The organism is Actinobaculum suis, assembly GCF_900102025.1.
Taxonomy (GTDB): Bacteria; Actinomycetota; Actinomycetes; order Actinomycetales; family Actinomycetaceae; genus Actinobaculum; species Actinobaculum suis.
Map to the genome: position 1 here is coordinate 105678 of NZ_FNAU01000006.1, position 20882 is coordinate 126559.

Sequence of the window (20882 nt, forward strand, 5' to 3'; positions counted from 1 at the left end):
ACGGTCTAGTTGTCTTTTTCCGCATTGGTTTCTTGTGCTTCTGCTTCCTGGAGTTTTTCCAAAGCTTGCACGACGACGCCGCGCACTGGTTCCGGCCCAGATTGTACGCGAATCGTTGCCACTTCTTCGTATAGCGGGGCCCGTTCTACAGTCAGGCGCGCCAAATTCTCTTCCGGATTGTTTTCCAGCAGCGGGCGTTTCGTGCGCGAATTGGTGACGCGGCGCAAGAGTTCTGCTTGCGGAGCCTCAATCAAAATCGTGTGATGGCCACGCAGATTTTGGCGAGTTTGCGGGGAAAGAATCGCTCCACCGCCCAGGGAAAGCACGCCTCCGAACTCGCGCAAAGCCCGCGCAATTTCTCTTTCCTCAATCTGGCGGAAGCCCGCCTCGCCGTCGTCGGCAAAAATATCGGGAATTGAACGCCCAGTTGCCTCCACAATCAGCTGATCAGAATCGGCAAAAGGAACGCCAAGTTCGCGCGCCAACAGGCGCCCCACCGTAGATTTACCGGCACCGGGAAGTCCGATGATTACTGCGCGTACCGTCATTTACGTACCTCCGGAATGGACTGCAGGAAACCATGCAAGTTTCGTTTCATTTCTGCGGCAGAATCGCCACCAAGTTTTTCGGTCAAAGCACCGGCCAAAGTGAGTGCGGCCATTGCTTCCCCAATAACTGCACCGGGAACCACCGCGGATGTATCGGAACGCTGATGCAAAGCGCTGGCGGCTTCCCCGGTCTGCGTATCGATAGTACGCAAAGAACGCGGCACCGTGGAAATTGGTTTGAAGGCCAGGCGGATCCGGAGCGCTTCCCCGTTAGACATTCCCCCTTCAATCCCGCCGGCCCGGTTAGTAACCCGATGCGTGTGGCCAGCTTCGCGCACGATCTCATCATGTGCTTGCGAGCCGCGGCGCCGCGCGGTAGCAAAACCGTCCCCAATTTCCACGCCTTTAACCGCTTGGATAGACATCATCGCTTGCGCTAAGGAAGCGTCCAACCTCCCGTACGGGGTGGTGTAGCTTCCCAAGCCTTGCGGCACCCCATAGGCAATTACTTCGACGACGCCGCCCAGCGTATCCCCGTCCTTTTTCGCTGCGTCCAGGGCGGTCATCATCGCCTGCGCGGCCGGTTCTTGCAAACACCGCACCGGAGAAGCATCCAAAGCGGCAGCGTCGGACGGCCCGGGCAAGATCCCCGAATCGTCAGCGGCTTCGCCAATGCTAATCACGTGGGAAATAATTTCGATCCCCGCAACTTGCTGCAGGAGTTGCCGGGCTACCTCGCCCGCGGCTACCCGGGCCGCGGTTTCCCGGGCCGAGGCCCGTTCCAGCACGTTGCGCGCATCGGTAAAACCGAATTTATTCATGCCGGTGAGATCGGCGTGGCCGGGCCGCGGTTTGGTGAGTTTGTGGTTCCGGGCAATTTCTTGGGAATCACCTTTACCGGCGTCTTTGCGCAAAGCTTCGGGCGGTACCGGGTCAACAGCCATTACCGCTTCCCATTTCGGCCACTCGGAATTGCCGATCACCATGGCGATCGGGGAACCCAAAGTGCGGCCATGCCGGATACCGGAAAGCACGGAGAGTTCGTCTTGTTCAAACTTTTGGCGCGCGCCCCGGCCGTATCCGAGCCGGCGGCGCGCCAAGGCCGCCCGAATATCCTCACTGGTAATGGATACCCCTGCGGGCACCCCTTCAACTAGCGCAACGAGTGCTTGCCCGTGCGATTCTCCTGCCGTTGACCACGAAAACATGATCGCATTCTCTCATGAACCCGGCTTTTGCTCGACTCCTAATCACCATACGTACGTAAACACACCTGTAGCCCGCCCAGCGGGACTGCCCGACGGTACCGAGCGCGGCTACGACACCGCGCCCAGCGGGACTGTCACACTATATTCAGCGAGACTGCTGCTTCCCGCCCAGTGAGACTACAACTCCCGCCCGGCGGGGTGGTGCACGTGGCCGCTAGCACGAGGGCCAGGGACGCGTGGCTGCTCGTACGAGGGCCAGGGGCGCGTGCCCGATAACACGAGCGCCAGGGAGGCGCATGCCCCCGCTCGCACGAGCACCAGGGGCGCGTACCCGCTAACACAGCGCCACCCAGACGAGGAAGCCGGCTGTAAAGAGCCACGGTCCGAAAGCCAGGGTGTACTGGCTGGTGATCCCGTACACGCCATAATCAGCCACGATGGCAGCAAGGGATAGGCCCGCCGCGCCTATAACGGCAATACCGCAGGCCAGGGCGGCGCCAACCGGCCCGAGCCACAGGCCTAGCACGCCCATGAATTTTGCGTCGCCGCGGCCAAAAACCGTGACTTTATTGAGCAGATAACCAAGGCCCGCAAAGCCAATACCGGCCGCAATGTTTTCCGGGTGTCTACCAGCCAGGGCGGCCATGGCCGCGCCCGCGCCGGCTAAAGCTAGGAGTGGGTCGGGCAGGATATGCAGGGTTTGGTCGATATAGGCGGCAACTGCTAGGCAGGCGAGCACGGCGCACCCGGCCAGTATTTCGATTCCCTGCGCGAAAGGCTCTTCCGTACTGCCGCGGTGCGTAATATTTTGTGCTATCGCGCTGGGCGCCTGCCAGGTGTTACGTATTTCCCAGGTACCTGTGCCCGATGCTGGCAAGTTGAGGGGCGGCACGAAAATGAGCGCGAGGAAAGCCGCGGCGGCCGTGGCGAGCCCGCCCCCAAGGGCCCGCCAGCCCGTGAGTACACCGCGCAATATCCGTTCTCGAGACCAAAAAGGCATGCGGCCAGGCTAGGTGGGGCCCGTGAAAAAGGCGAAAGCCTATCCACAGGCCCGCCAGCCGTTCGCGCTCGGCCACGGGTGCCAGGTTTCCCACGAATACCCCGGCGGCCGTTTTACAGGCTCCTCCGCCCGTTTCCACAGGGCACCTAGCTAGCTATTTTTTCAAATAGTCCGGGTGTTCTTTAATCCACGCGTCCAGTTCGGCCTTGAATTGCTGTTGTTCCTCGTAGCTGGCCGTAAACTTCGTTTCCCCGGTTTCTAAATTGACGGTGGTGAAGTAGAGCCAGTCCCCCGGTTCGGGATGCATGACGGCAGTAATTGCTTCTGGCCGCGGTACCCCGATTGGCGAGGGTGGCAAACCTTCGTTCTTGTAAGTGTTGTACGGGTTATCATTCGCCAGATCCGCCGAGGTGGGGATGCCGCCCGTTTTCCCTACCCCGTAGAGCACCGTGGAATCCATTTGCAAACGGCCCAGTACTTCTCCGGTATGGTCCACCAAACGGTTCTCGATTACGCGTGCCACCTTGGCGTAGTCGCTTTGCGCAATCGCTTCGCGTTCCACAATCGAAGCCTTGGTAAGCACTTCTTCCCACTGGTCTTCGGGAACTTTCAGTTGCTTGAGGGTATCGATCTGCTTGCTCACCATTTGGGCGAGAGCTTCCCGCGGCGTCGTATCCGGCGCGAAACTGTAAGTGGCGGGCGCGAGCCAACCTTCCACGTTCCCACCCGCGACCTTCGGTAAGCCCAAAGCTTGCGTATCTGCCATCGCGGCTTCCACGTCTGCTTCCGAATACTCCATGAGGTTCACGAGCCGGGCCGCAACCTGCGATTTTGTCCACGCTTCCGGAATGGTAACGCGTACCGACGCCAGATTTGCGGGGTCTAAAAGCGCCAGCAGGGCCGCATTGGAACTCATTTCCTTGCGCAGGTTATAAACCCCGGGTTGGATACCGGTAGATCGCGGATCTTCCGTAAAAGCAGTAATGAACGGTTTTTCGGAGGCTATCACGCCTTCTTCCGTCAAGATTCGCGCCATTTCGGTTCCCGTGGCGCTTTCCGGAATAGTTATCTGCACGGTGCCGGTTCCGGTGCCCTCATAATCCGAAACGTGTTTTTCCACGCCCGAAAGTTTGCTGATAACTACCACCGCCGCAGCCGAGAGGAAAATAACTAAAATGAAAGTAATAAGCGCGGTGGTAATACGCCGGCGGCGGCGTAACCGTGCCCGTTCGGTTCGTTTCGCCTCGTTTGGGGTTCGGGGCCGGGCATGAAATTCGTCAAAAACATCAGACATTACGAAGGGCCCTCCTCGGTAGTGCCAGTCTGAGGAGGCTCGGTAGTGCTCACCTTTTCGGCAAGGACCACGAGTTCCCCCGGTTTTTCTCCGCTCACCCGTTCCATTTCTAGAGCGGTTTCTAAGATAACGACGGCGGCTGCTTGGTCCACCAAGCCGCGATGTTTCCGCGTAGATAGCCCGGAAGCAGAAAGTTGGGCATGGGCGGAAACAGTAGACAGGCGTTCATCTACCAGCCGTACCGGAGTGGGTGCAATCCGGCGTGCTAACCGGCGGGCCCAGCGCCGCGCATATTTTGCTGCGCTACCCTCGCTGCCGTCCATGTTACGTGGCAATCCCACGATTACTTCCAGAGCCTCGAGTTCGCGTGCGGTTTGCGCGGTTATGCGCAGATCGGCGCCGTTGGCAGGCAGGGTACGCACGGGCAGGGCCATGATCCCCGCGGAATCACTCTTTGCGAGCCCCGTCCGTGCTTTGCCTACATCAACGCCGAGTCTGATCCCCCGCCGCATTGTGTTTACTGTGCCTCCAGTTCGCGGCGCACGGCCCGCATAGCTTCGGCAATCTTCGTGGGATCTTGGCCGCCGCCCTGAGCAATATCGGGCTTGCCGCCACCGCCGCCGCCCAAGATCTTGGCGATCAGGGAAACGAGCTTACCGGCCTGCAAACCTTCTGCACGTGCACCATCCGTGGTTGCTACCACGACATTCGGTTTGCCGCCGATTATACCGGTAACTATTACTGCTGCCGGTGCCGAAGGGGCTAGCCGGCCGCGTACGTCAAGCGCGAAGGTGCGCACATCGTTCGCGGTTTCCAGCTCTCCCAGATCTGCGTGGTATAGCTGATATTCGCCTACCTTTTCGGGCGTGTCTACCACATCTTGCACCTGGGAAAGCAGGCGTTCGTGGCGCAAATGCGCTACCTGCTTTTCCGCCGCCTTCAGCCGCGCCAGCAGGTTATCGATGCGCTCCGGAAGTTGTTCGGGCCGGGTTTGTAGCGTCGTCGTCAGTTGCGAAAGGAGGGCACGCTCCCGGGCACCCTTTTCGTAGGCGCCTTCACCCACTAGGGCGTCAATGCGCCGCACCCCGGAACCAATCGAGGACTCACCCACAATGGTTACCAAACCGATCTCACCGGTTTGCGCCACGTGGGTACCGCCGCAGAACTCGCGCGACCACGCATCGTCGATGGAAACTACGCGCACAATATTGCCGTATTTTTCCCCGAAGAGCATTTGCGCGCCCATCTTCTTCGCTTCTTCGATGGGGAACTCGGCGGCCGTTACTTCCAGGTTTTCCTGCAAGCGTTCGTTCACGCGCGCTTCCATTTCCGTCATCGTATCGGCCGGGATTTGCGAGCCGTGGCGGAAATCAAAACGCAAACGAGAAGGTGCATCTTCGGAACCGGCCTGCCTGGCCTGCTCCCCCAAGTATTCGTGGAGCACCTTGTGCACCATGTGGGTAGCGGTATGGGACTGAGCGATACGCTGGCGGCGCACTTCGTCGATTTGTGCGTGCGCGGTATCGCCTACCACGATCGTGCCTTCGGTTACGACGCCGCGGTGCACGGAAAGTCCCTTCACCGGGGCTTGCACATCGTCAACGCGGACCATGCCGCCCCCGGCTACCGAAATGGTGCCCTGATCGGCTAGCTGCCCGCCCGCTTCCGCATAGAAGGGGGTGACGTCTAGCACGACGTCGACCTCGGCGCCCGCCGAAGCCGCCGGTTGTTCCACCCCGTTTTCCAAGATGGCCACAACCTTCGATTCGGAGGCCTTATCGGTATAGCCAAGGAAGGTCGTTTTTCCGGATGCGGCGAGAAGTTCGTGATAGACCCGCGAATCCACATGCCCTGTTTTCTTGGCGGCCGCATCGGCTCGGGCGCGTTCCCGCTGTTCGTCCATGAGGCTGCGGAAGCCCTTTTCGTCTACCTGCACGCCCTGTTCTTCGGCCATTTCCAAGGTCAGGTCGATCGGGAATCCGTAGGTATCGTGCAAAGCAAAGGCCGTATTACCGGTAATTACTGGGCTGGTACCATGCGCGCTCTGCTTGGCTTTGGCCACCGCGGTATCGAAGATTTCGGTACCGGTTTGCAGGGTGCGGCGGAAAGCGTCTTCTTCATCCACCGTTACCTGGTAGGTTTGCGCGAAATTAGTTTCTAGATCCGGGTAGGCCTCTTTCATGGAGTCTTTGGAGACGGTAACTAGTTCGCCCAGCACCGGTTTTTCCACGCCGAGGAGGCGCATGGAACGAACCGCGCGGCGCAGCAAACGGCGCAGCACATAGCCACGGCCGTCATTCCCGGGCCGTACCGAATCGTTTATAAGCATCATGGAGGAGCGCACGTGGTCGGCAACCACCCGGAAACGTACGTCGTCTTCCGCATCTGCCCCGTACTTTTTACCGCTGAGTTCCTCCGCCTTTTGAATAACCGGGAAAACCTCATCGGTTTCGTACATATTGTTTTTGTTCTGCAGCAGGAAGGCAATACGTTCCAGGCCCGCCCCGGTATCGATAGCAGTCTGATCAAGTTCGCCCAGAAGCGGGTAGTCACTGCCGCTACCTTCCCCGCGCCGATACTGGTCGAAAACGAGGTTCCAGATTTCCAGGTAGCGATCGCCGCCCGGATCTACCGTGCCACCCACTGCCTCCGGCCCAAATTCGGGGCCGCGATCATAGTGGATTTCACAGCACGGACCGGCGGGGCCGGGCTGGCCGGTAGACCAGAAGATTTCTTCCCGGGTGAGTTTGACAATCTGCTTCGGGTTCACCCCAATATTGACGAGGGAACGATAGGCAACATCGTCTTCTTTCCAGATAGTTGCCCACATGCGATCCATTTCCAGGCCGTAGCCCCCTTCGTCTTGCGGGGCGCAAAGCAGGCCGAAGGCAAGTTCAATGGCGCCTTCTTTGAAGTAGTCCCCGAAGGAGAAGTTTCCGCACATTTCGAAGAAAGTGCCGTGCCGAGTAGTTTTCCCAACGTTTTCAATATCGTTGGTGCGGATGCATTTTTGCACGGAGGCGACGCGCGGCCACGGTGCCTTTTCAGTTCCTACGATATACGGAATGAAAGGCACCATTCCCGCAATCGTGAACAAGATAGACGGATCGGGGCTCACCAAAGAAACCGAAGGTTCAATGTGATGGTCGTGCTTGGCGAAGTAATCAAGCCACCGGCGGCGAATCTCAGCGCTACGCATCTAGTTTATTCTCCTCAAAATTGACGCCTGCGCGTTTGCAACAAAGCGGTTACTCCCAGGTTTTCCCACCCGGGCTAACTCTATGTTACGCACGCGCATACGGAGTGAGTTTACCCGCCTGGAGGCAGGTTTTCTCCAGGGGCACGGGTAATAGGGACCAAAAACACGGCGGCGGGCACCCCTCGGGCACCCGCCGCCGCAATAACAACTCTTAGCGCGAGTAGTATTCAACGATGAGCTGGACGTCAGCTTCAACCGGAACCTCTGCGCGCTTCGGGCGGCGCAACAGGGTGAACTTCAGCTTCTCCAGTTCCACATCCAAGTATTCCGGAACCTTCGGCAAAACGTCACGGTGTGCGCCCTGGGCGGCCACCATGAACAGCGGCGAAGCAGCAGACTTCGGCCGTACCTGCACTACCTGCCCCGGCTTGACCCGGTAGGACGGCAGGTTTACCTTCTTGCCATCAACGAGCAGGTGCGAGTGGGAAACCACTTGCCGGGCCTGCAGGATCGTGCGCGCAAAACCAGCGCGCAACACGAGCGCATCGAGGCGCATTTCCAGCAGTTCCACGAGGTTTTCACCGGCCAGGCCGTCTTCGCGGCGAGCCTCATTCCACACGCGGCGCATCTGCGATTCGCGAATACCGTACTGGGCGCGCAGACGCTGCTTTTCCTTCAGACGTACCGAGTAATCGGAATCCTTCGTGCGGCCACGGCCGTGTTCACCCGGACGGTAGGGGCGGCGCTGCATGTAGCGTTCTGCCTTCGGGGTGAGGGCAATGCCCAAGGCGCGCGACTGGCGCACCATCTTGCGCGACTTATTACCAGATGCCATGTTTTGTATTTCTCCTTTATACCTGTAAATATGCACACCCGCACACGGCGGGGCGGGGCCAACTCATGCGGCTAAGACCCCAGGTGTAGCTCTTCTGGCACCCGGCGCGCACGCAAGGCGCACGGCCGGCACGAAAAGCAACCCGAGAATAGTATCAGTTTTCCGGGTGGAGAATCGAGCGAATATACTCCATTCGCTTTGTGACTTGTGCTTCATACCCGCGTTGGGTTGGTTTGTAATACTCCGTGCCTTCCAGGCCTTCCGGCATAAATTCCATTGGGGCTACCCCTTCCGGATAATCGTGCGCGTAGCGGTAACCTTCCCCATAATTCATTTCCGTAGCGCCCCGGAAGGACGGATTGCGCAAAGCCAGAGGTACCGGCCCGGCTTTACCTGCCCGCACGTCCGCAATTGCGGCATTAATCGCCTGGTAGGCACGGTTTGATTTCGGCGCGGTAGCCAGGTGAGCTACGGCTTCCGCCAAAATAATTCGGGCTTCCGGCATCCCCACCATTGCTACCGACTGCGCCGCTGCGGTAGCGGTTTGCAGGGCGGAAGGATCTGCCATTCCCACATCTTCCGCCGCGGAAATCATCAGCCGGCGGGCTATAAACCGCGGATCTTCCCCAGCTTCTAACATGCGTGCTAAATAATGCATGGCCGCATCCACATCCGAACCGCGGATCGATTTAATGAAGGCAGAAATCACCTGGTAGTGTTCATCGCCGTCGCGATCATAACGAATAGTGGCACCATCGGCAGCGCGGCTAACGTCTGCCACCGTAATCTTTGTTTGCCCACGTTGCTGGGCACCAGCGGCCGCCGCTTCTAGCAAAGTGAGGGAACGCCGCCCATCTTGGCCGGCCAGGCGCACCAAGTTTTCTTTTGCCTCCGCGCTAATTTCGTATTTACCATCCAGCCCCCGTTCTTCGCGCAATGCCCGCTCAATCAGATCGGAAATCGCTTCCGCCGCCAAGGGTTGCAAAGTAACCAGCAGGGAACGGGAAAGCAAGGGAGAGACCACGGAAAATGCCGGGTTTTCGGTGGTGGCAGCCACGAGGATTACCCACCCGTTTTCCACGGCCGGAAGCAACGCGTCTTGCTGGGTTTTCGAAAACCGGTGCACCTCATCAATAAAAAGCACGGTTTCGGTACCGTCTGCAACCAGGGCGCGCCGTGCTTCCTCGATCGCCGTGCGCACGTCCTTCACCCCGGCTGAAGTGGCGGAAAGCTCCACGAAGCGCCGGTTTCCCGCATGAGCAATCAGGTAGGCGATCGTCGTCTTGCCCACCCCGGGAGGCCCCCACAAGAAGACAGAAGAAGGTACGGACTGCTCCCCCGGTTCCAGTAGCCGCCGCAGCGGGGAACCCGGTTGCAAAGCTTCTTCTTGCCCCACCACTTCTGCAAGGGTGCGCGGCCGCATCCGCACGGCTAGCGGCCCGCGATTTGCCAGGGGCACACCTTTCGCATCGGTTTGTGCACTTTCAAAAAGATCGACGTCCATTCCCACACGTCCACCATAGTTCAGCTTGGTTTTCGTAGCACCGCCACCGGAAGCACCTGCGTTTTCAGTTCGCCGCAGGGCGGCCGCGGGTCACGGGTTCCCGCACGCTACGATGCCCGATTTTACGAGTACACGTGTCCCTATTTTCTGCCACCAACCAAAAAGGCTGGATTGTGGTATCAACCACTGGGATAATATAAGCATGTTCGGTTCCCTGGGTCGCTTATCTGTACGCCACCCGTGGCGAGTTGTCACCGTGTGGCTTATTCTTGTTGCACTCGCACTGGTCTCGGCATTTTCCGGTTTTGGCCAGGGCGGTATTTTCTCACGTCTTGGTAGCGCGGATAGCTTCGCGGAGAATACCGAGGCGCAAAATGTTGCGGATATGCTTGCGGAAGGCGAAGGCGAAAACGTTATTGGCATCGTCTCGCAAATACCAGAATCCGCTGCTTTAGGTACGACGACGGCGCAGCTCGTCAGTGATCTGAACCAGATCACCGGGGTAAGTGCGCTTTCTCCGGATACTTTGCGCCAGGAAATTCTGGAGCAGGCCGCCGCCCAAGGCGAGGATGCGGCGCGGCAAAAGTATGCGGAAGGGCAAACCCAAGCGCGTGCCCAACTCGAGGCCACGATTGCGGAACAAACCGCGCACCTCGTGGCCAGCGGGATTCCGGAAAATATTGCCCGCCAGCAGGTAACGGCTGCGGTACAGGCCCACGCGCAGGCAGCAGCAGCCGGGCAGCCTTCCGAAGAGGAAGTAGTGGCGCGCGGCCGGGCAGAGGCAAGCCAGCAAGCCGCGCCCGAAGCCGATAAGGCAGCGCAAAAACTTGCGGCCACCGATAGTTTTGCTATCGTCGCCCACGTTTCTGCCGGGGATCATATGGATGCGAGCGAGGCCCAGGTTATTGACCGGATGCGCGTTTACCAGGGAGAGGCCGAGCAGGCCGGGGCCAAATTCGATATGACCTCCAAATCCTTGACCGTGCAGACAATTAATGATGCTTCGCGCAATGATTTGCTACGTGGCGAAGCAATTGGCCTGCCGGTGGCACTGGTTTTGATGGTGTTGGTATTCGGCGGAATTGTTGCCGCATTCATGCCGATTTTGGGTGCACTTGCCGCGATTGCCACCACTTTGGGTGGCATTTGGGTTATGACCTTTGTAATGGAAACTGATGTTTTCGTGCTCAACGTGGTTTCTATTATCGGTTTGGCACTTTCTATTGATTACGGCTTGCTGATTGTTTCGCGCTATCGAGAAGAAATTACGAGACGCCTCGAAAAGCTTGGTTACGATCCCGAGCGGGGCAAAGAATTGCCGCCGGTAGAAAAGCTTCGCCCCCTCATGAGCGATGCTTTGGTGCGGACCGTGGAAACTGCCGGCCGTACCGTTTTCTTCTCCGCGATAACGATTGCGGTAGCGGTTATTTCTCTCTTCTTCGTGAAATCTTCTTTGCTTCGCGAGATCGCCATCGGTGGTTTCATGGTGGTGCTTTTGGCGGTGCTTTCGGCGATTACGCTGGTGCCGGCATTGTTGCAGATCGCCGGAATCCGGCTGGCCAAACCTTCCATCGTGGAAAAGATTCCCGGGATGCATAAGGTCTTTGCGGTGATGGGCGATACCCATACCGATCATGGTTTCTTCTCAAAGGTTGCGCAGTGGGTGCAGCGCCGGCCTTGGTTGGTAATGATCTGCGTTTTGGCCGTTCTCATCGTGTTTGCGATTCCATTGAGTAATGGCGGGCTGCGGACCGAAACCACGGCCTATGTGCCGGCCAATACCGAACCGGGCCGTGCCCTTAGCCATATCGAGGCCGACTACCCAGCCTTGCGCACTTCCGAAATAACCGTTTTGGTGCAGGCCAGCCCGGAAGATACCCAGGCGGAAAAGGAATTTATTTCCTCTTTGCCGGGCGTTACCAACGTGGAAACTGCGCAGGAGACTACCGATGGGTGGACGCGCCTAGATGCTTATATGGATGTAGACGATCCGGTAGGTGCGGAAGTTACCACCGCGGTAGAGCAAATCCGCGCTGCTGACCTCACGCATGAAGTCATGGTTGGTGGCAGTGCCGCAGTGCAACTGGACTTCAACAATGTTCTCAAGGAAGGTATGCCCTATGCGGTGGTAGTTATTGTGCTCGCCATCGTTATCTTGCTGTTCTTGATGACGGATTCGGTAATAATCCCCCTCAAGGCGGTTATTACTAACGGCCTTTCCTTGGTTTCTTCGTTGGGACTTACCATGTGGCTCTTCCAGCAGGGCCTATTTGGTTTGCCCCAGACACAAGGCATGACGTCCTTCGTGGTAGCTTGCGGGCTCGCTTTCGGCTTCGGCTTAGCCATGGATTACGAAGTGTTCCTCGTGGCACGCATGAAGGAATACTGGGATGCGGGCGAAAGTAATGACCGCGCAGTTTCCCTTGGTTTGCAGCGCTCCGGCCGCGTGATTACCGCTGCTGCGGCAATCATTATTGCCGTGTTCATCGGCTTTGTTTTCGGCGATCTGCTACCCATTAAGGAAATCGGAGTATTCCTCGCTATCGCCGTCTTGATAGACGCTACTTTGGTGCGTATGCTCCTCGTACCTTCCACGATGACGATCCTCGGCAAGTGGAATTGGTGGGCGCCGCAATTCTTGCACCGCGTCTTCCGCAAGGTACATATTTCCGAAAGCTAGCGGAGTTTTATGCGCCGTCTCGCGCATTGTCCTCATGCGCCGTCTCGCGCATTGTCCTCCCCAGTTTTCTTCCCGGTGCTACCGAGAACAAAGGCCCTCTGTTTCTTTGAGTTTTCCTGGTCAAGTATCTACCGGGAAATAGAGAAACAGAGGGCCAATGTTTTAGGTTCTACGCACCGCGAAGGTCGGTAGATCACTCCGTGGCTTTTGCGGGAGTTTCAGCTGGGATAGGAGCACCACTGGCGTCAACCGCCTGGCGTTCCTTCGGTTTTGCATCCACACCCGCTTCCTTACGCTGCTGGGCAGTAATTTCGGCCGGGGCATCGGTGAGCGGATCCCAACCGTTTCCGATCTTCGGGAAGGCAATAACATCCCGAATAGAAGGCGCCTTCAACATAAGTGCCAGCACCCGATCCCAACCGAAAGCAATCCCGCCGTGGGGCGGAGCACCGAACTTGAAAGCCTCCAGCAAGAAGCCGAACTTTTCCTGTGCTTCGGCGGGCGAAATCCCCATCACCTTGAACACGCGTTCCTGCACGTCACGCTGGTGGATACGGATCGAACCGCCCCCAATCTCATTGCCGTTAAGCACAATGTCATAAGCATTGGTAAGCGCATTTGCCGGATCGGTATCGAACGTATCCGCACATTCGGGCTTAGGTGCGGTAAAGGCATGGTGTACGGCAGTCCACTCGGAGCCGAGCGCCACATCGCCTTCCGCTTTTGCGGCTGCAGAGGGCTTGAACATGGGAGCATCAACTATCCACACGAAGGCCCATTCGTCTTCGTCAATCAGATCGCAACGCTTGCCGATCTCAAGACGTGCCGCACCCAAAAGTTCGCGCGAGAAATTAGTTTCCCCGGCCGCAAAGAAAATACAATCTCCGGGCTTCGCGCCGGTCTTTTCAGCCAGACCAGCACGTTCGGCTTCCGAGATGTTCTTCGCTACCGGCCCGCCCAGGGTGCCGTCTTCCGCGATGGTTACGTAAGCCAGGCCGTGTGCACCGCGTGCCTTCGCCCACGTTTGCCACCGGTCAAACTGGCGGCGGGGCTGGGAAGCACCGCCGGGCATAACCACCGCGCCCACATATTCGTTTTGGAAAACGCGGAAAGGAGTGTTGGCAAAGTACGAAGTCATATCAATCAGTTCCACGCCAAACCGCAGATCTGGCTTATCGGAACCGTACTTTTCCATCGCGTCACGATATGTCATACGCCGGATCGGCGTCTTCACCTCAACATCGATCAGCGCGAAAATATCTTGCAGCACCTTTTCCGCTACCGCAATCACGTCTTCCTGGTCCACGAAAGACATTTCCAGATCCAACTGCGTGAACTCGGGTTGCCGGTCTGCCCGGAAATCCTCATCCCGGTAGCAGCGGGCGATCTGATAATAGCGTTCGATCCCGCCCACCATCAGCAACTGCTTAAACAGCTGCGGGGATTGCGGCAAGGCATACCAGGTGCCCGGGTTCAATCGCGCCGGGACCAAAAAGTCGCGTGCCCCTTCCGGCGTCGAACGGGTAAGCGTAGGCGTTTCTACCTCCACGAACCCCAATGCATCCAAAGCATCGCGCGCTGCCTTATTCACCTGCGAACGCAAACGCAAAGCCTTTTGTTCATAAGAACGCCGCAAATCCAAGTAGCGGTATTTGAGCCGCACGTCTTCCGAAACGTTGCCCGCTTCTTCGGCGTGATCTGAAACCTGGATCGGGAGCGGTGCCGCGGGATTGAGGATCTCCAAATCCTCCGACTCCACTTCGATCTGCCCGGTGGCCAGAGCCGGATTCTCATTACCTTCCGGCCGTTCCCGCACAATACCGGTGACCTTAATGCAGTATTCATTACGCAATTCATGCGCAACTTCTTCCCGTAAAGTCACCTGCGCAATACCACTTGCATCGCGCAAATCAATAAACGTAATACCACCGTGATCGCGCCGGCGGTCAACCCAACCGGCCAAAGTAACGGTAGTACCGGTGTCGGAAATCCGCAGGGATCCTGCATCGCGGGTACGTAGCACGCTTCCTCTTTTCTTCAATTATATCTTGGTGCCGCTAGACGGGCGGTCCCGTTGCGCTCGCTAGACGGGCGGCGCGAACCCAACTCTACCGCTCTCCCCTAAGCGTGCACCCAGATACGCGGCGCGGTGGTAAAACACACTCCGCAAATCTCTCTCCCACATCGCATAATCCGCTAATTCCTGCGAGGATAGAGGCGATACCAGGAGGTAGAACGCGAGTGGCACCACTCAGTACCACCGTTTTTCTATTTCAAATACCACTTTCGGAAAGGCACACCGCGTGGCGGAGAAAATCGTTTTAGATCGGGCAACAGAACGATTATTTAAGGCACTTTCGGTGGGGTATATTACAATTGTCGCTTTCGAAAGCCTCGCGGTTACGACGGCGATGCCCACTATCACCACGGATCTAGCCGGGCACAACCTGTATGCCCTGGCCATGGGCGTAGTACTAGCCACCCAGCTCATGACCACCGCGCTAGCCGGCCCCTGGTCCGATACGAAAGGGCCGCACTCGTGCCTGTACACCGGAGTCGCCCTGGTAACCATCGGGCTCCTGATTTGCACCTTCGCACCCACCATGCCCATTTTTGTAATAGGGCGCGCCGTAGAAGGGCTCGGCGCGGGGCTTACTATCGTCCCGCTCTACACCATGGTGGGCAATACCGTTGCCCCCGATAGGCAACCCGCATTCTTCACTGCTTTCGCCGCGGCTTGGGTACTCCCCTCACTATTTGGGCCCGCCCTAGCCGGTTTCATCGTGCAACACTTCAGCTGGCGCTGGGTTTTTGGCATCGCCCCGGTTATTACAATTGTGGCCCTGCCAATCTTCATTCGCGGAATGCAATCCGTACCCGATATTGAACGCGAAAACAGCAACTTGCGGCTAGGCCGCACCGCCGTACCCTCAATTCTGGCCGGCGTTTCCATAGCCACCTTGCAAGTCATGTCTGGCACCGAAAAAGCCGACTTCACGTGGACGGTTGGCATAACCATCGCCATTTCCGCGATCGCAACTTTCTTGTTTGCTTCCGCACTCCTACCCGGCGGCACTTTTATCGGCCGGCGCGGCCTACCCGCCACCGTCCTTACCCGCATGTTCATAAACGGCTGTTTCGTTTCCATCGAAATGTTCCTGCCCCTGCAATTACAGGAAGTACACGGGTGGACGCCAATTGAAGCCGGGCTGATTCTCTCCGTCGGCTCCATTACTTGGGCTATCGGTTCTTGGATTTCGGGTCGCTTCCACGATCCACACCTACGTTCCCGCCTCCCCTTCTGGGGCACGTTAACCGGATTTATTGGCTTGTGGGCCGTAGTTATCGGCTGCCTCGAAACCGTTTCCGGACTGGTAGTTATCGCTGGCTGGTTTGTTACCGGCCTAGGTATCGGCCTGGCCTACCCGGCCCTAACCGTCCACGCGCTCGCGATCTCTTCCCTCGAAAACCAGGGGCGTGCTTCTTCGGCTTTGCAAATTGCAGACACGATGGGAGGAGCGGTAGGCGCCGCCATTTTGGGGATCGCCTATGCGCTGTTTAGCCCGCCCGTAGATATTGCGCTGTTTACCGGGTTTGCGATTATTACGTTGCTGTGCGGGGTGGGCGTGCTTACCGCGGCCCGGATTTCGCCGCAGCGTGGATCGCGGGCCGCGGAGCGTATCGCCACCGCGGATTCTGATCCGGAAGAAGAAGGACCGATGGTTCCTCCGCTAGACCGCCACGGCCATGAACGCCGGATTGCCCGAATCCGGGATCGCCTGCGCCGCAAATAGTAGCCACCACCACCGTGAAACCTGCCGCTAAATCCCCGGAAAACGCGGCTAGCGCTTATACTTATTCGGGCGGAAAACGCCGTGAGGCCGGAAGTGGTCTCCTCGCAGCGCACGATTTGCGCGATACAGAACGGATACCCTTTGACTTTCAATACTGAAACTGCCGTGCCCGCAGACCGGGATGATCGAGACGAACTCTCTCCTACTTTTGCGAACCTCGGTCTTCCTGATGATCTTCTTGCTACCGTCTCCGAACTAGGCTACGAAACTCCTTCCCCGATTCAGGCGGAAACAATTCCGGCGCTCCTTTCCGGGCGTGATGTGGTGGGCGTAGCCCAAACCGGGACCGGTAAGACTGCTGCCTTTGGCCTTCCTCTTATTGCGCGGATTGATCCGCAGGCCGAAGGCGTGCAAGCCCTGGTTTTGGCTCCCACTCGCGAACTGGCGATGCAGGGTGCGGAAGCGATTGAATCTTTTGCCGCGAAGCGTAAGGGCATTCGCGTTCTCGCGGTTTACGGTGGCTCTCCGTACCCGCCGCAGTTGCGCGCTTTGAAGGAAGGCGTGCAGGTAGTGGTGGGCAGCCCCGGGCGCATTATGGACCTGATGGAACGCGAGGCGCTCCAGCTATCCCACGTCCACTACTTCGTGCTCGATGAAGCCGACGAAATGTTGCGCATGGGCTTTGCCGAAGACGTGGAAAAGATCGCTTCGGATTTGCCAAAAGAACGTGTTTCGGCCTTGTTCTCCGCGACGATGCCGAATGCAATTCGCCGCGTGGCCGAAACACATTTGCATGACCCGCTTGAAATTACCGTCACCCCGCCGGCTTCTACGGTGGACACGGTGACCCAGGAATACGCCGTGGTTCCTTCGCGTCACAAGGTGAGTGCACTGGCACGGGTGCTTGCCGTTTCCGAGGCGGATGCGGCGATCGTGTTCGTACGTACCCGCGCCACCGCGGAAGACCTCGCTATCGAACTGGGCACGCGCGGGGTTGCTACTGCGGCGCTTTCGGGTGATGTGGCGCAAAAGGATCGGGAGCGTTTGGTTTCCCGTTTGCGTGAGGGCACACTCGATGTGTTGGTCGCTACCGATGTGGCGGCGCGCGGGCTCGACGTCGAACGTATCGGCCTGGTGATTAATTTCGATGTACCGCGCGAAGCGGATACGTATGTGCACCGGATTGGCCGTACTGGGCGTGCCGGCCGTGAAGGGCGCTCTTTGACTTTTGTGACCGCTCGGGAGCTTTCGCGTTTGCGGCGGATTGCTAAGCAAACGAAGTCGAAGATGAAGGAAATCAGTTTGCCTACGGCAGCTGAAGTTTCCCGCCAGCGTGCCCACAAGCTCGTGGAAAAAGCGATGAAGCGTTTCGAAGCCGGCAGGCTCGGCGTTTACCGCGATGTGCTCGAGGAATTCGACCGTATCCAGGCCGAACTTGCAGCTGCCGCGAAAGCAGAAAGTGAAGCTGCGGCCACACCGGACGTGGTAGCTGCAGAAGCTGAGACCGTACAAGCCGCGGTAACGGTAGATGCCGACGCCGATGCTGAAACTAGCACCAAGGCAGATACCGCAGCGGATACCGCAGATGCCGAGGATGACGCCGCTACCACTGCGGAAAAGAAACCGGCGGTGCAGATGAGCCGGGAAGAACTCATTTTGTCTTTGCTGGCTTTGGGTGTGCGTGATCCGGGCCCCTCCGGTGATGACGCGCCCGATAATCTGCAAGAAGATACGCGCGATGATTTCCACAAGAAAAAGCGGCAGACGCGTTCCTCGGGTCGCTCTTTGCCCGGTGCTACGCGTTACCGTGTGGAAGTGGGCCACAAGGATCGGGTTAAGCCCGGGGCCATCGTGGGTGCGATTACCGGTGAAGGTGGGATCGCTGGATCCGATTTGGGCAATATCGATATTTTCCCAACCTTCTCTCTCGTGGAAATTGGAGTACCGCTTTCCCCGGAAGCCCGCCGCCGGATTTCCGAAGCGACCATTGCGGGCCGGCAGTTGCGTATCCGCGAAGATACCGGCCCGCGTGGCGGTGGCGAGCGGCGCGGCCGGCGCGAAGGCGGACGCCGTGAGGGCGGACGGCGTGGCGGATACCGCGGCGGCAGGGGTGGCCGCTTCGGCGGCCGCCAAGAACGCGGCCGTCAAGGCCACCGCGAACGCCGCGGCTGGGACGATTAATTACTAATCTCCCGGATGTGAGTTTTACAAAGCGAAATATTGCAAAACGAAAATTGCAAAGCGCAAATTTACAAAGCGCATAAAGCAGCCAGTTGCGTGCGCGCAAGCACCAGTCACTCGCGCGCAAGCACGCTAGCACCAGTCACCTGCGCGCTAACAATCGCGAAAGTAACTGAGTTCTTGGCTGTTTGCTAGCAATCGCGAAGCGGGTGGGTGAGGAAGAATCCTCACCCACCCGCTTCGTTTTTTATATTTTTTCGCTAGTGCTCGCAGGCGTCTTTCTGGAGCCTATTTCGGTGCTGTGCCTGCAGCGTTTATTGTTTTGCTCTTCGTCTTACTCTTCGTGACGGGTCAGATCCGCTTCGGTAGCTTTCACCGCTGGGGCTCGGGTGAGTAGCTTATGGCCGGCCCACAGGCCTAAGAAAAGCGGCAATCCAATATAGCTCGTGAGCAAAGAAGTGAAGTCCGCATTCCCAACCAGGGCTTCCCAATTCTGACCAATCAACACCACCGCACACATAACCAAAGCCAGGACCGACCCGAAGGGATACCACGTAGCTTTGAAAGGAAGATCCTTTACGTCATGACCTTGTGCTACATAGGCCCGGCGGAACTTGATATGACACCAGGCGATACAAATCCAGGTGATAAATCCGGCCAAACCGGAAGCATTCACAAGCCAGGTATAGGCCTGGCCCGAACCAATTAGAGAGAGCACGAAACCGAGGGCGGCTACCGCCGTCGTCGCCAATAAAGCAGGCAAAGGAATACCGCGCGGGGTCAGATACGTAAACACGCGCGGCGCCTTTCCGCTTTTTGCCAGCGCATACAACATCCGGGTACTAACGTACAAACCGGAATTTCCGGCACTCAACACGGAGGTCAAGATCACCGCGTTCATTACGGAAGCGGCCGCCGCAATCCCCGCCCGTCCGAATACGAGGGTAAACGGCGAAAGCGCGATATCGCCCTCGGGATTGAGCAGGTGCGGGTCCGTGTACGGAATAAGGAAACCAATAACCGCAATCGCGCCCACATAAAAGATAAGAATCCGCCAGAACACCGTGCGGGTGGCTTTCGGAATATTGGTCTCCGGATCCTTCGTCTCCCCCGCCGCAATTCCCAGCATTTCTGTTCCCTGGAAGGAGAAACCAGCGATCATAAACACGGAGAGTACGCCCAGACCGCCATTCACGAAGGGTGCATCACCGATAGTCCAGTTCTGGAAGCCAACCGGTTCGCCGCCCATAATCCCCAGGATCATGAGCACCCCGAGCACCAGGAACACGAGCACGGTCACCACTTTTATAGCGGCGAACCAAAACTCTCCTTCCCCAAAACCGCGCACCGAAAGCGCATTTAGCGCAAAAAGGATCACCAAGAACGCTAGTGACCACACCCAGGGAGGAACATTCGGGAACCAGTACTGCATCACAATGGCCGAAGCAACCAGCTCTGCCGCCACCGTGATCGCCCAGTTATACCAATAGTTCCACCCCGTGGCAAAACCGAAGGAAGGCGAAACGAAGCGCGTGCCGTATTCTTCGAAAGAACCAGAAACCGGCAGGTAGGTTGCCATCTCCCCCAAAGATTGCATGAGGAAGAAAACCATGATCCCGATCAAGGTGTAGGCGAGCAGGGCGCCGCCTGGGCCGGCCTGCGAAATCGTAGCTCCCGAGGCTACGAAAAGACCCGTACCGATTGCCCCACCAATGGCGATCATATTGACATGCCGAGCGTGCAGGCCGCGGACGAGTCCTTTACTCGACTCGATTTTCTCAATATCGAGATTATCGCTTCCGGAAGTACCCTCGGCGGGCACTGCATCAGAACCTTCTGTTGAGCTAGCGATGGTGATCTCCTCCTTTAGTGTGTTGGTGCCTAGGTGTGACTATTGGTTCTTTGCGCCTAGGTGGCCGCGGGTTTTCTGGGTGTGTTATGGGCACCTCAGTTTTTCCTTTCCCGGGCCCGCGCACGGTTATGGTGCGAGCGGACAAAGAAAACCGGTACCGGGCTCAGGTTATCGCCCGCGTGCCTCCCTCAATTCGTCAACTAAACAAGTTGTGATCGTAGCAGTGTTGTGCCGGTTTTGCGTTTTGGTTCCCATTGCTGGAAAGCTTGTAGTTTTAGTTCCCATCGCTGGGAAATCTCGACCAGTGAACTTGGCGGCTGGGCCGTACCGTGAATCGACGTCGTGGTCTGTCTGAGCCGTACCAGAACCGACTTGGCGATCGGGCCGTGCCATAAACTGACTTGGCGGCCGTGCTTCGTTCAAAGAATGCGGGAGGTGCGGGGCCTGGCTGGCCTCGCACCTCCCGGGTTCTGTATTCACTTATGCGCTAACAGTTTGCTTCCGCACTAGCTATCGCTTTGGCGTTAGGCGCGGTGTTAGCGGCGGTCTACGGCCGGGGTGTCAATCCCGTCCCCGTCCCAATCACCAACCGCCGAAACATCCTTCGAGTTACCATAAGCAAAGAAATTGTCAGCCACGCCCGTAGTTAGAGCCTGCTTGAGGAAGAACTGGTTGCCGCGTACAACGCCAACGGGCCCGACCCCCGGAAAGTGGACATGGGGGTGGTGTTTATGCTGCAAGGTCAAGTGTAGCTGACGCGTGTTTTTCGAAGGTGTCTGGGGCCTGG

At 57.9% G+C, this 20882-nt stretch carries 14 protein-coding genes; 3 read left to right on the top strand and 11 right to left on the bottom strand.

Going from position 1 to position 20882, the window contains the following annotated elements; all coding sequences use genetic code 11:
* Window positions 1-5 precede the first annotated feature (5 nt).
* The 8 genes from BLT47_RS04660 to BLT47_RS04695 form a co-directional block, all read right to left on the bottom strand.
* A complete protein-coding gene (locus tag BLT47_RS04660; protein ID WP_074662187.1) occupies window positions 6-548 on the bottom strand; it encodes a shikimate kinase in 543 nt (180 codons plus the stop codon).
* Entirely contained in the window at window positions 545-1756 is a 1212-nt protein-coding gene (gene aroC, locus BLT47_RS04665) for a chorismate synthase (protein WP_074662190.1), read from the bottom strand. The genes BLT47_RS04660 and aroC overlap by 4 nt, the downstream gene beginning before the upstream one ends.
* Before the next feature lie 334 nt (window positions 1757-2090).
* The gene (locus tag BLT47_RS04670; protein ID WP_083330069.1) at window positions 2091-2756 is read right to left on the bottom strand and encodes a prepilin peptidase; all 666 of its coding nucleotides are present in this window, start codon (window positions 2754-2756) and stop codon (window positions 2091-2093) included.
* 154 nt (window positions 2757-2910) lie between these two features.
* Window positions 2911-4050: an endolytic transglycosylase MltG gene (gene mltG / locus BLT47_RS04675; protein WP_049619181.1), complete on the bottom strand. Its 1140-nt coding sequence runs from the start codon at window positions 4048-4050 to the stop codon at window positions 2911-2913.
* Window positions 4050-4562 carry a Holliday junction resolvase RuvX gene (gene ruvX / locus BLT47_RS04680; protein WP_049619182.1) on the bottom strand — a complete coding sequence of 171 codons (513 nt, stop codon included), beginning with the start codon at window positions 4560-4562 and terminating at the stop codon, window positions 4050-4052. The genes mltG and ruvX overlap by 1 nt, the downstream gene beginning before the upstream one ends.
* Window positions 4563-4567: 5 nt before the next feature.
* Window positions 4568-7249, bottom strand: a complete 2682-nt coding sequence (alaS, locus tag BLT47_RS04685) for an alanine--tRNA ligase (RefSeq protein WP_074662197.1) — start codon at window positions 7247-7249, stop codon at window positions 4568-4570.
* Window positions 7250-7460: 211 nt separating this feature from the next.
* Window positions 7461-8084 (bottom strand): 30S ribosomal protein S4, encoded by a 624-nt coding sequence (rpsD, locus tag BLT47_RS04690; protein WP_049619184.1) that lies wholly within the window; start codon window positions 8082-8084, stop codon window positions 7461-7463.
* Between the two features lie 154 nt (window positions 8085-8238).
* Window positions 8239-9588: a replication-associated recombination protein A gene (locus BLT47_RS04695; RefSeq protein ID WP_074662201.1), complete on the bottom strand. Its 1350-nt coding sequence runs from the start codon at window positions 9586-9588 to the stop codon at window positions 8239-8241.
* 202 nt (window positions 9589-9790) lie between these two features.
* Between BLT47_RS04695 and BLT47_RS04700 the strand changes: the two genes are divergently transcribed.
* Window positions 9791-12268, top strand: a complete 2478-nt coding sequence (locus BLT47_RS04700) for an MMPL family transporter (RefSeq protein ID WP_074662204.1) — start codon at window positions 9791-9793, stop codon at window positions 12266-12268.
* Between the two features lie 193 nt (window positions 12269-12461).
* Here BLT47_RS04700 and aspS read toward each other — a convergent pair whose 3' ends face one another.
* Complete coding sequence (gene aspS / locus BLT47_RS04705) at window positions 12462-14291, bottom strand: aspartate--tRNA ligase (protein ID WP_074662207.1); 1830 nt, start codon at window positions 14289-14291, stop codon at window positions 12462-12464.
* 280 nt (window positions 14292-14571) lie between these two features.
* Between aspS and BLT47_RS04710 the strand changes: the two genes are divergently transcribed.
* A complete protein-coding gene (locus BLT47_RS04710; RefSeq protein ID WP_074662211.1) occupies window positions 14572-16062 on the top strand; it encodes an MFS transporter in 1491 nt (496 codons plus the stop codon).
* 141 nt (window positions 16063-16203) lie between these two features.
* Complete coding sequence (locus tag BLT47_RS04715) at window positions 16204-18243, top strand: DEAD/DEAH box helicase (protein ID WP_074662248.1); 2040 nt, start codon at window positions 16204-16206, stop codon at window positions 18241-18243.
* Window positions 18244-18577: 334 nt separating this feature from the next.
* Here the strand turns inward: BLT47_RS04715 and BLT47_RS04720 are convergent, their stop codons facing one another.
* Complete coding sequence (locus BLT47_RS04720) at window positions 18578-20026, bottom strand: amino acid permease (protein WP_456151695.1); 1449 nt, start codon at window positions 20024-20026, stop codon at window positions 18578-18580.
* Window positions 20027-20631: 605 nt separating this feature from the next.
* The coding region (locus BLT47_RS09410; RefSeq protein WP_218122542.1) for a hypothetical protein at window positions 20632-20882 on the bottom strand (251 nt) is incomplete at its 5' end.

What these genes read in the sequence shown, in the direction of transcription:
- rpsD (WP_049619184.1), bottom strand. Translation starts at nt 8,084, where the DNA reads ATGGCATCTGGTAATAAGTCGCGCAAGATGGTGCGCCAGTCGCGCGCC.
- BLT47_RS04700 (WP_074662204.1), top strand. Translation starts at nt 9,791, where the DNA reads ATGTTCGGTTCCCTGGGTCGCTTATCTGTACGCCACCCGTGGCGAGTT.
- BLT47_RS04660 (WP_074662187.1), bottom strand. Translation starts at nt 548, where the DNA reads ATGACGGTACGCGCAGTAATCATCGGACTTCCCGGTGCCGGTAAATCT.
- aroC (WP_074662190.1), bottom strand. Translation starts at nt 1,756, where the DNA reads ATGTTTTCGTGGTCAACGGCAGGAGAATCGCACGGGCAAGCACTCGTT.
- BLT47_RS04670 (WP_083330069.1), bottom strand. Translation starts at nt 2,756, where the DNA reads ATGCCTTTTTGGTCTCGAGAACGGATATTGCGCGGTGTACTCACGGGC.
- alaS (WP_074662197.1), bottom strand. Translation starts at nt 7,249, where the DNA reads ATGCGTAGCGCTGAGATTCGCCGCCGGTGGCTTGATTACTTCGCCAAG.
- mltG (WP_049619181.1), bottom strand. Translation starts at nt 4,050, where the DNA reads ATGTCTGATGTTTTTGACGAATTTCATGCCCGGCCCCGAACCCCAAAC.
- BLT47_RS04695 (WP_074662201.1), bottom strand. Translation starts at nt 9,588, where the DNA reads ATGGACGTCGATCTTTTTGAAAGTGCACAAACCGATGCGAAAGGTGTG.
- ruvX (WP_049619182.1), bottom strand. Translation starts at nt 4,562, where the DNA reads ATGCGGCGGGGGATCAGACTCGGCGTTGATGTAGGCAAAGCACGGACG.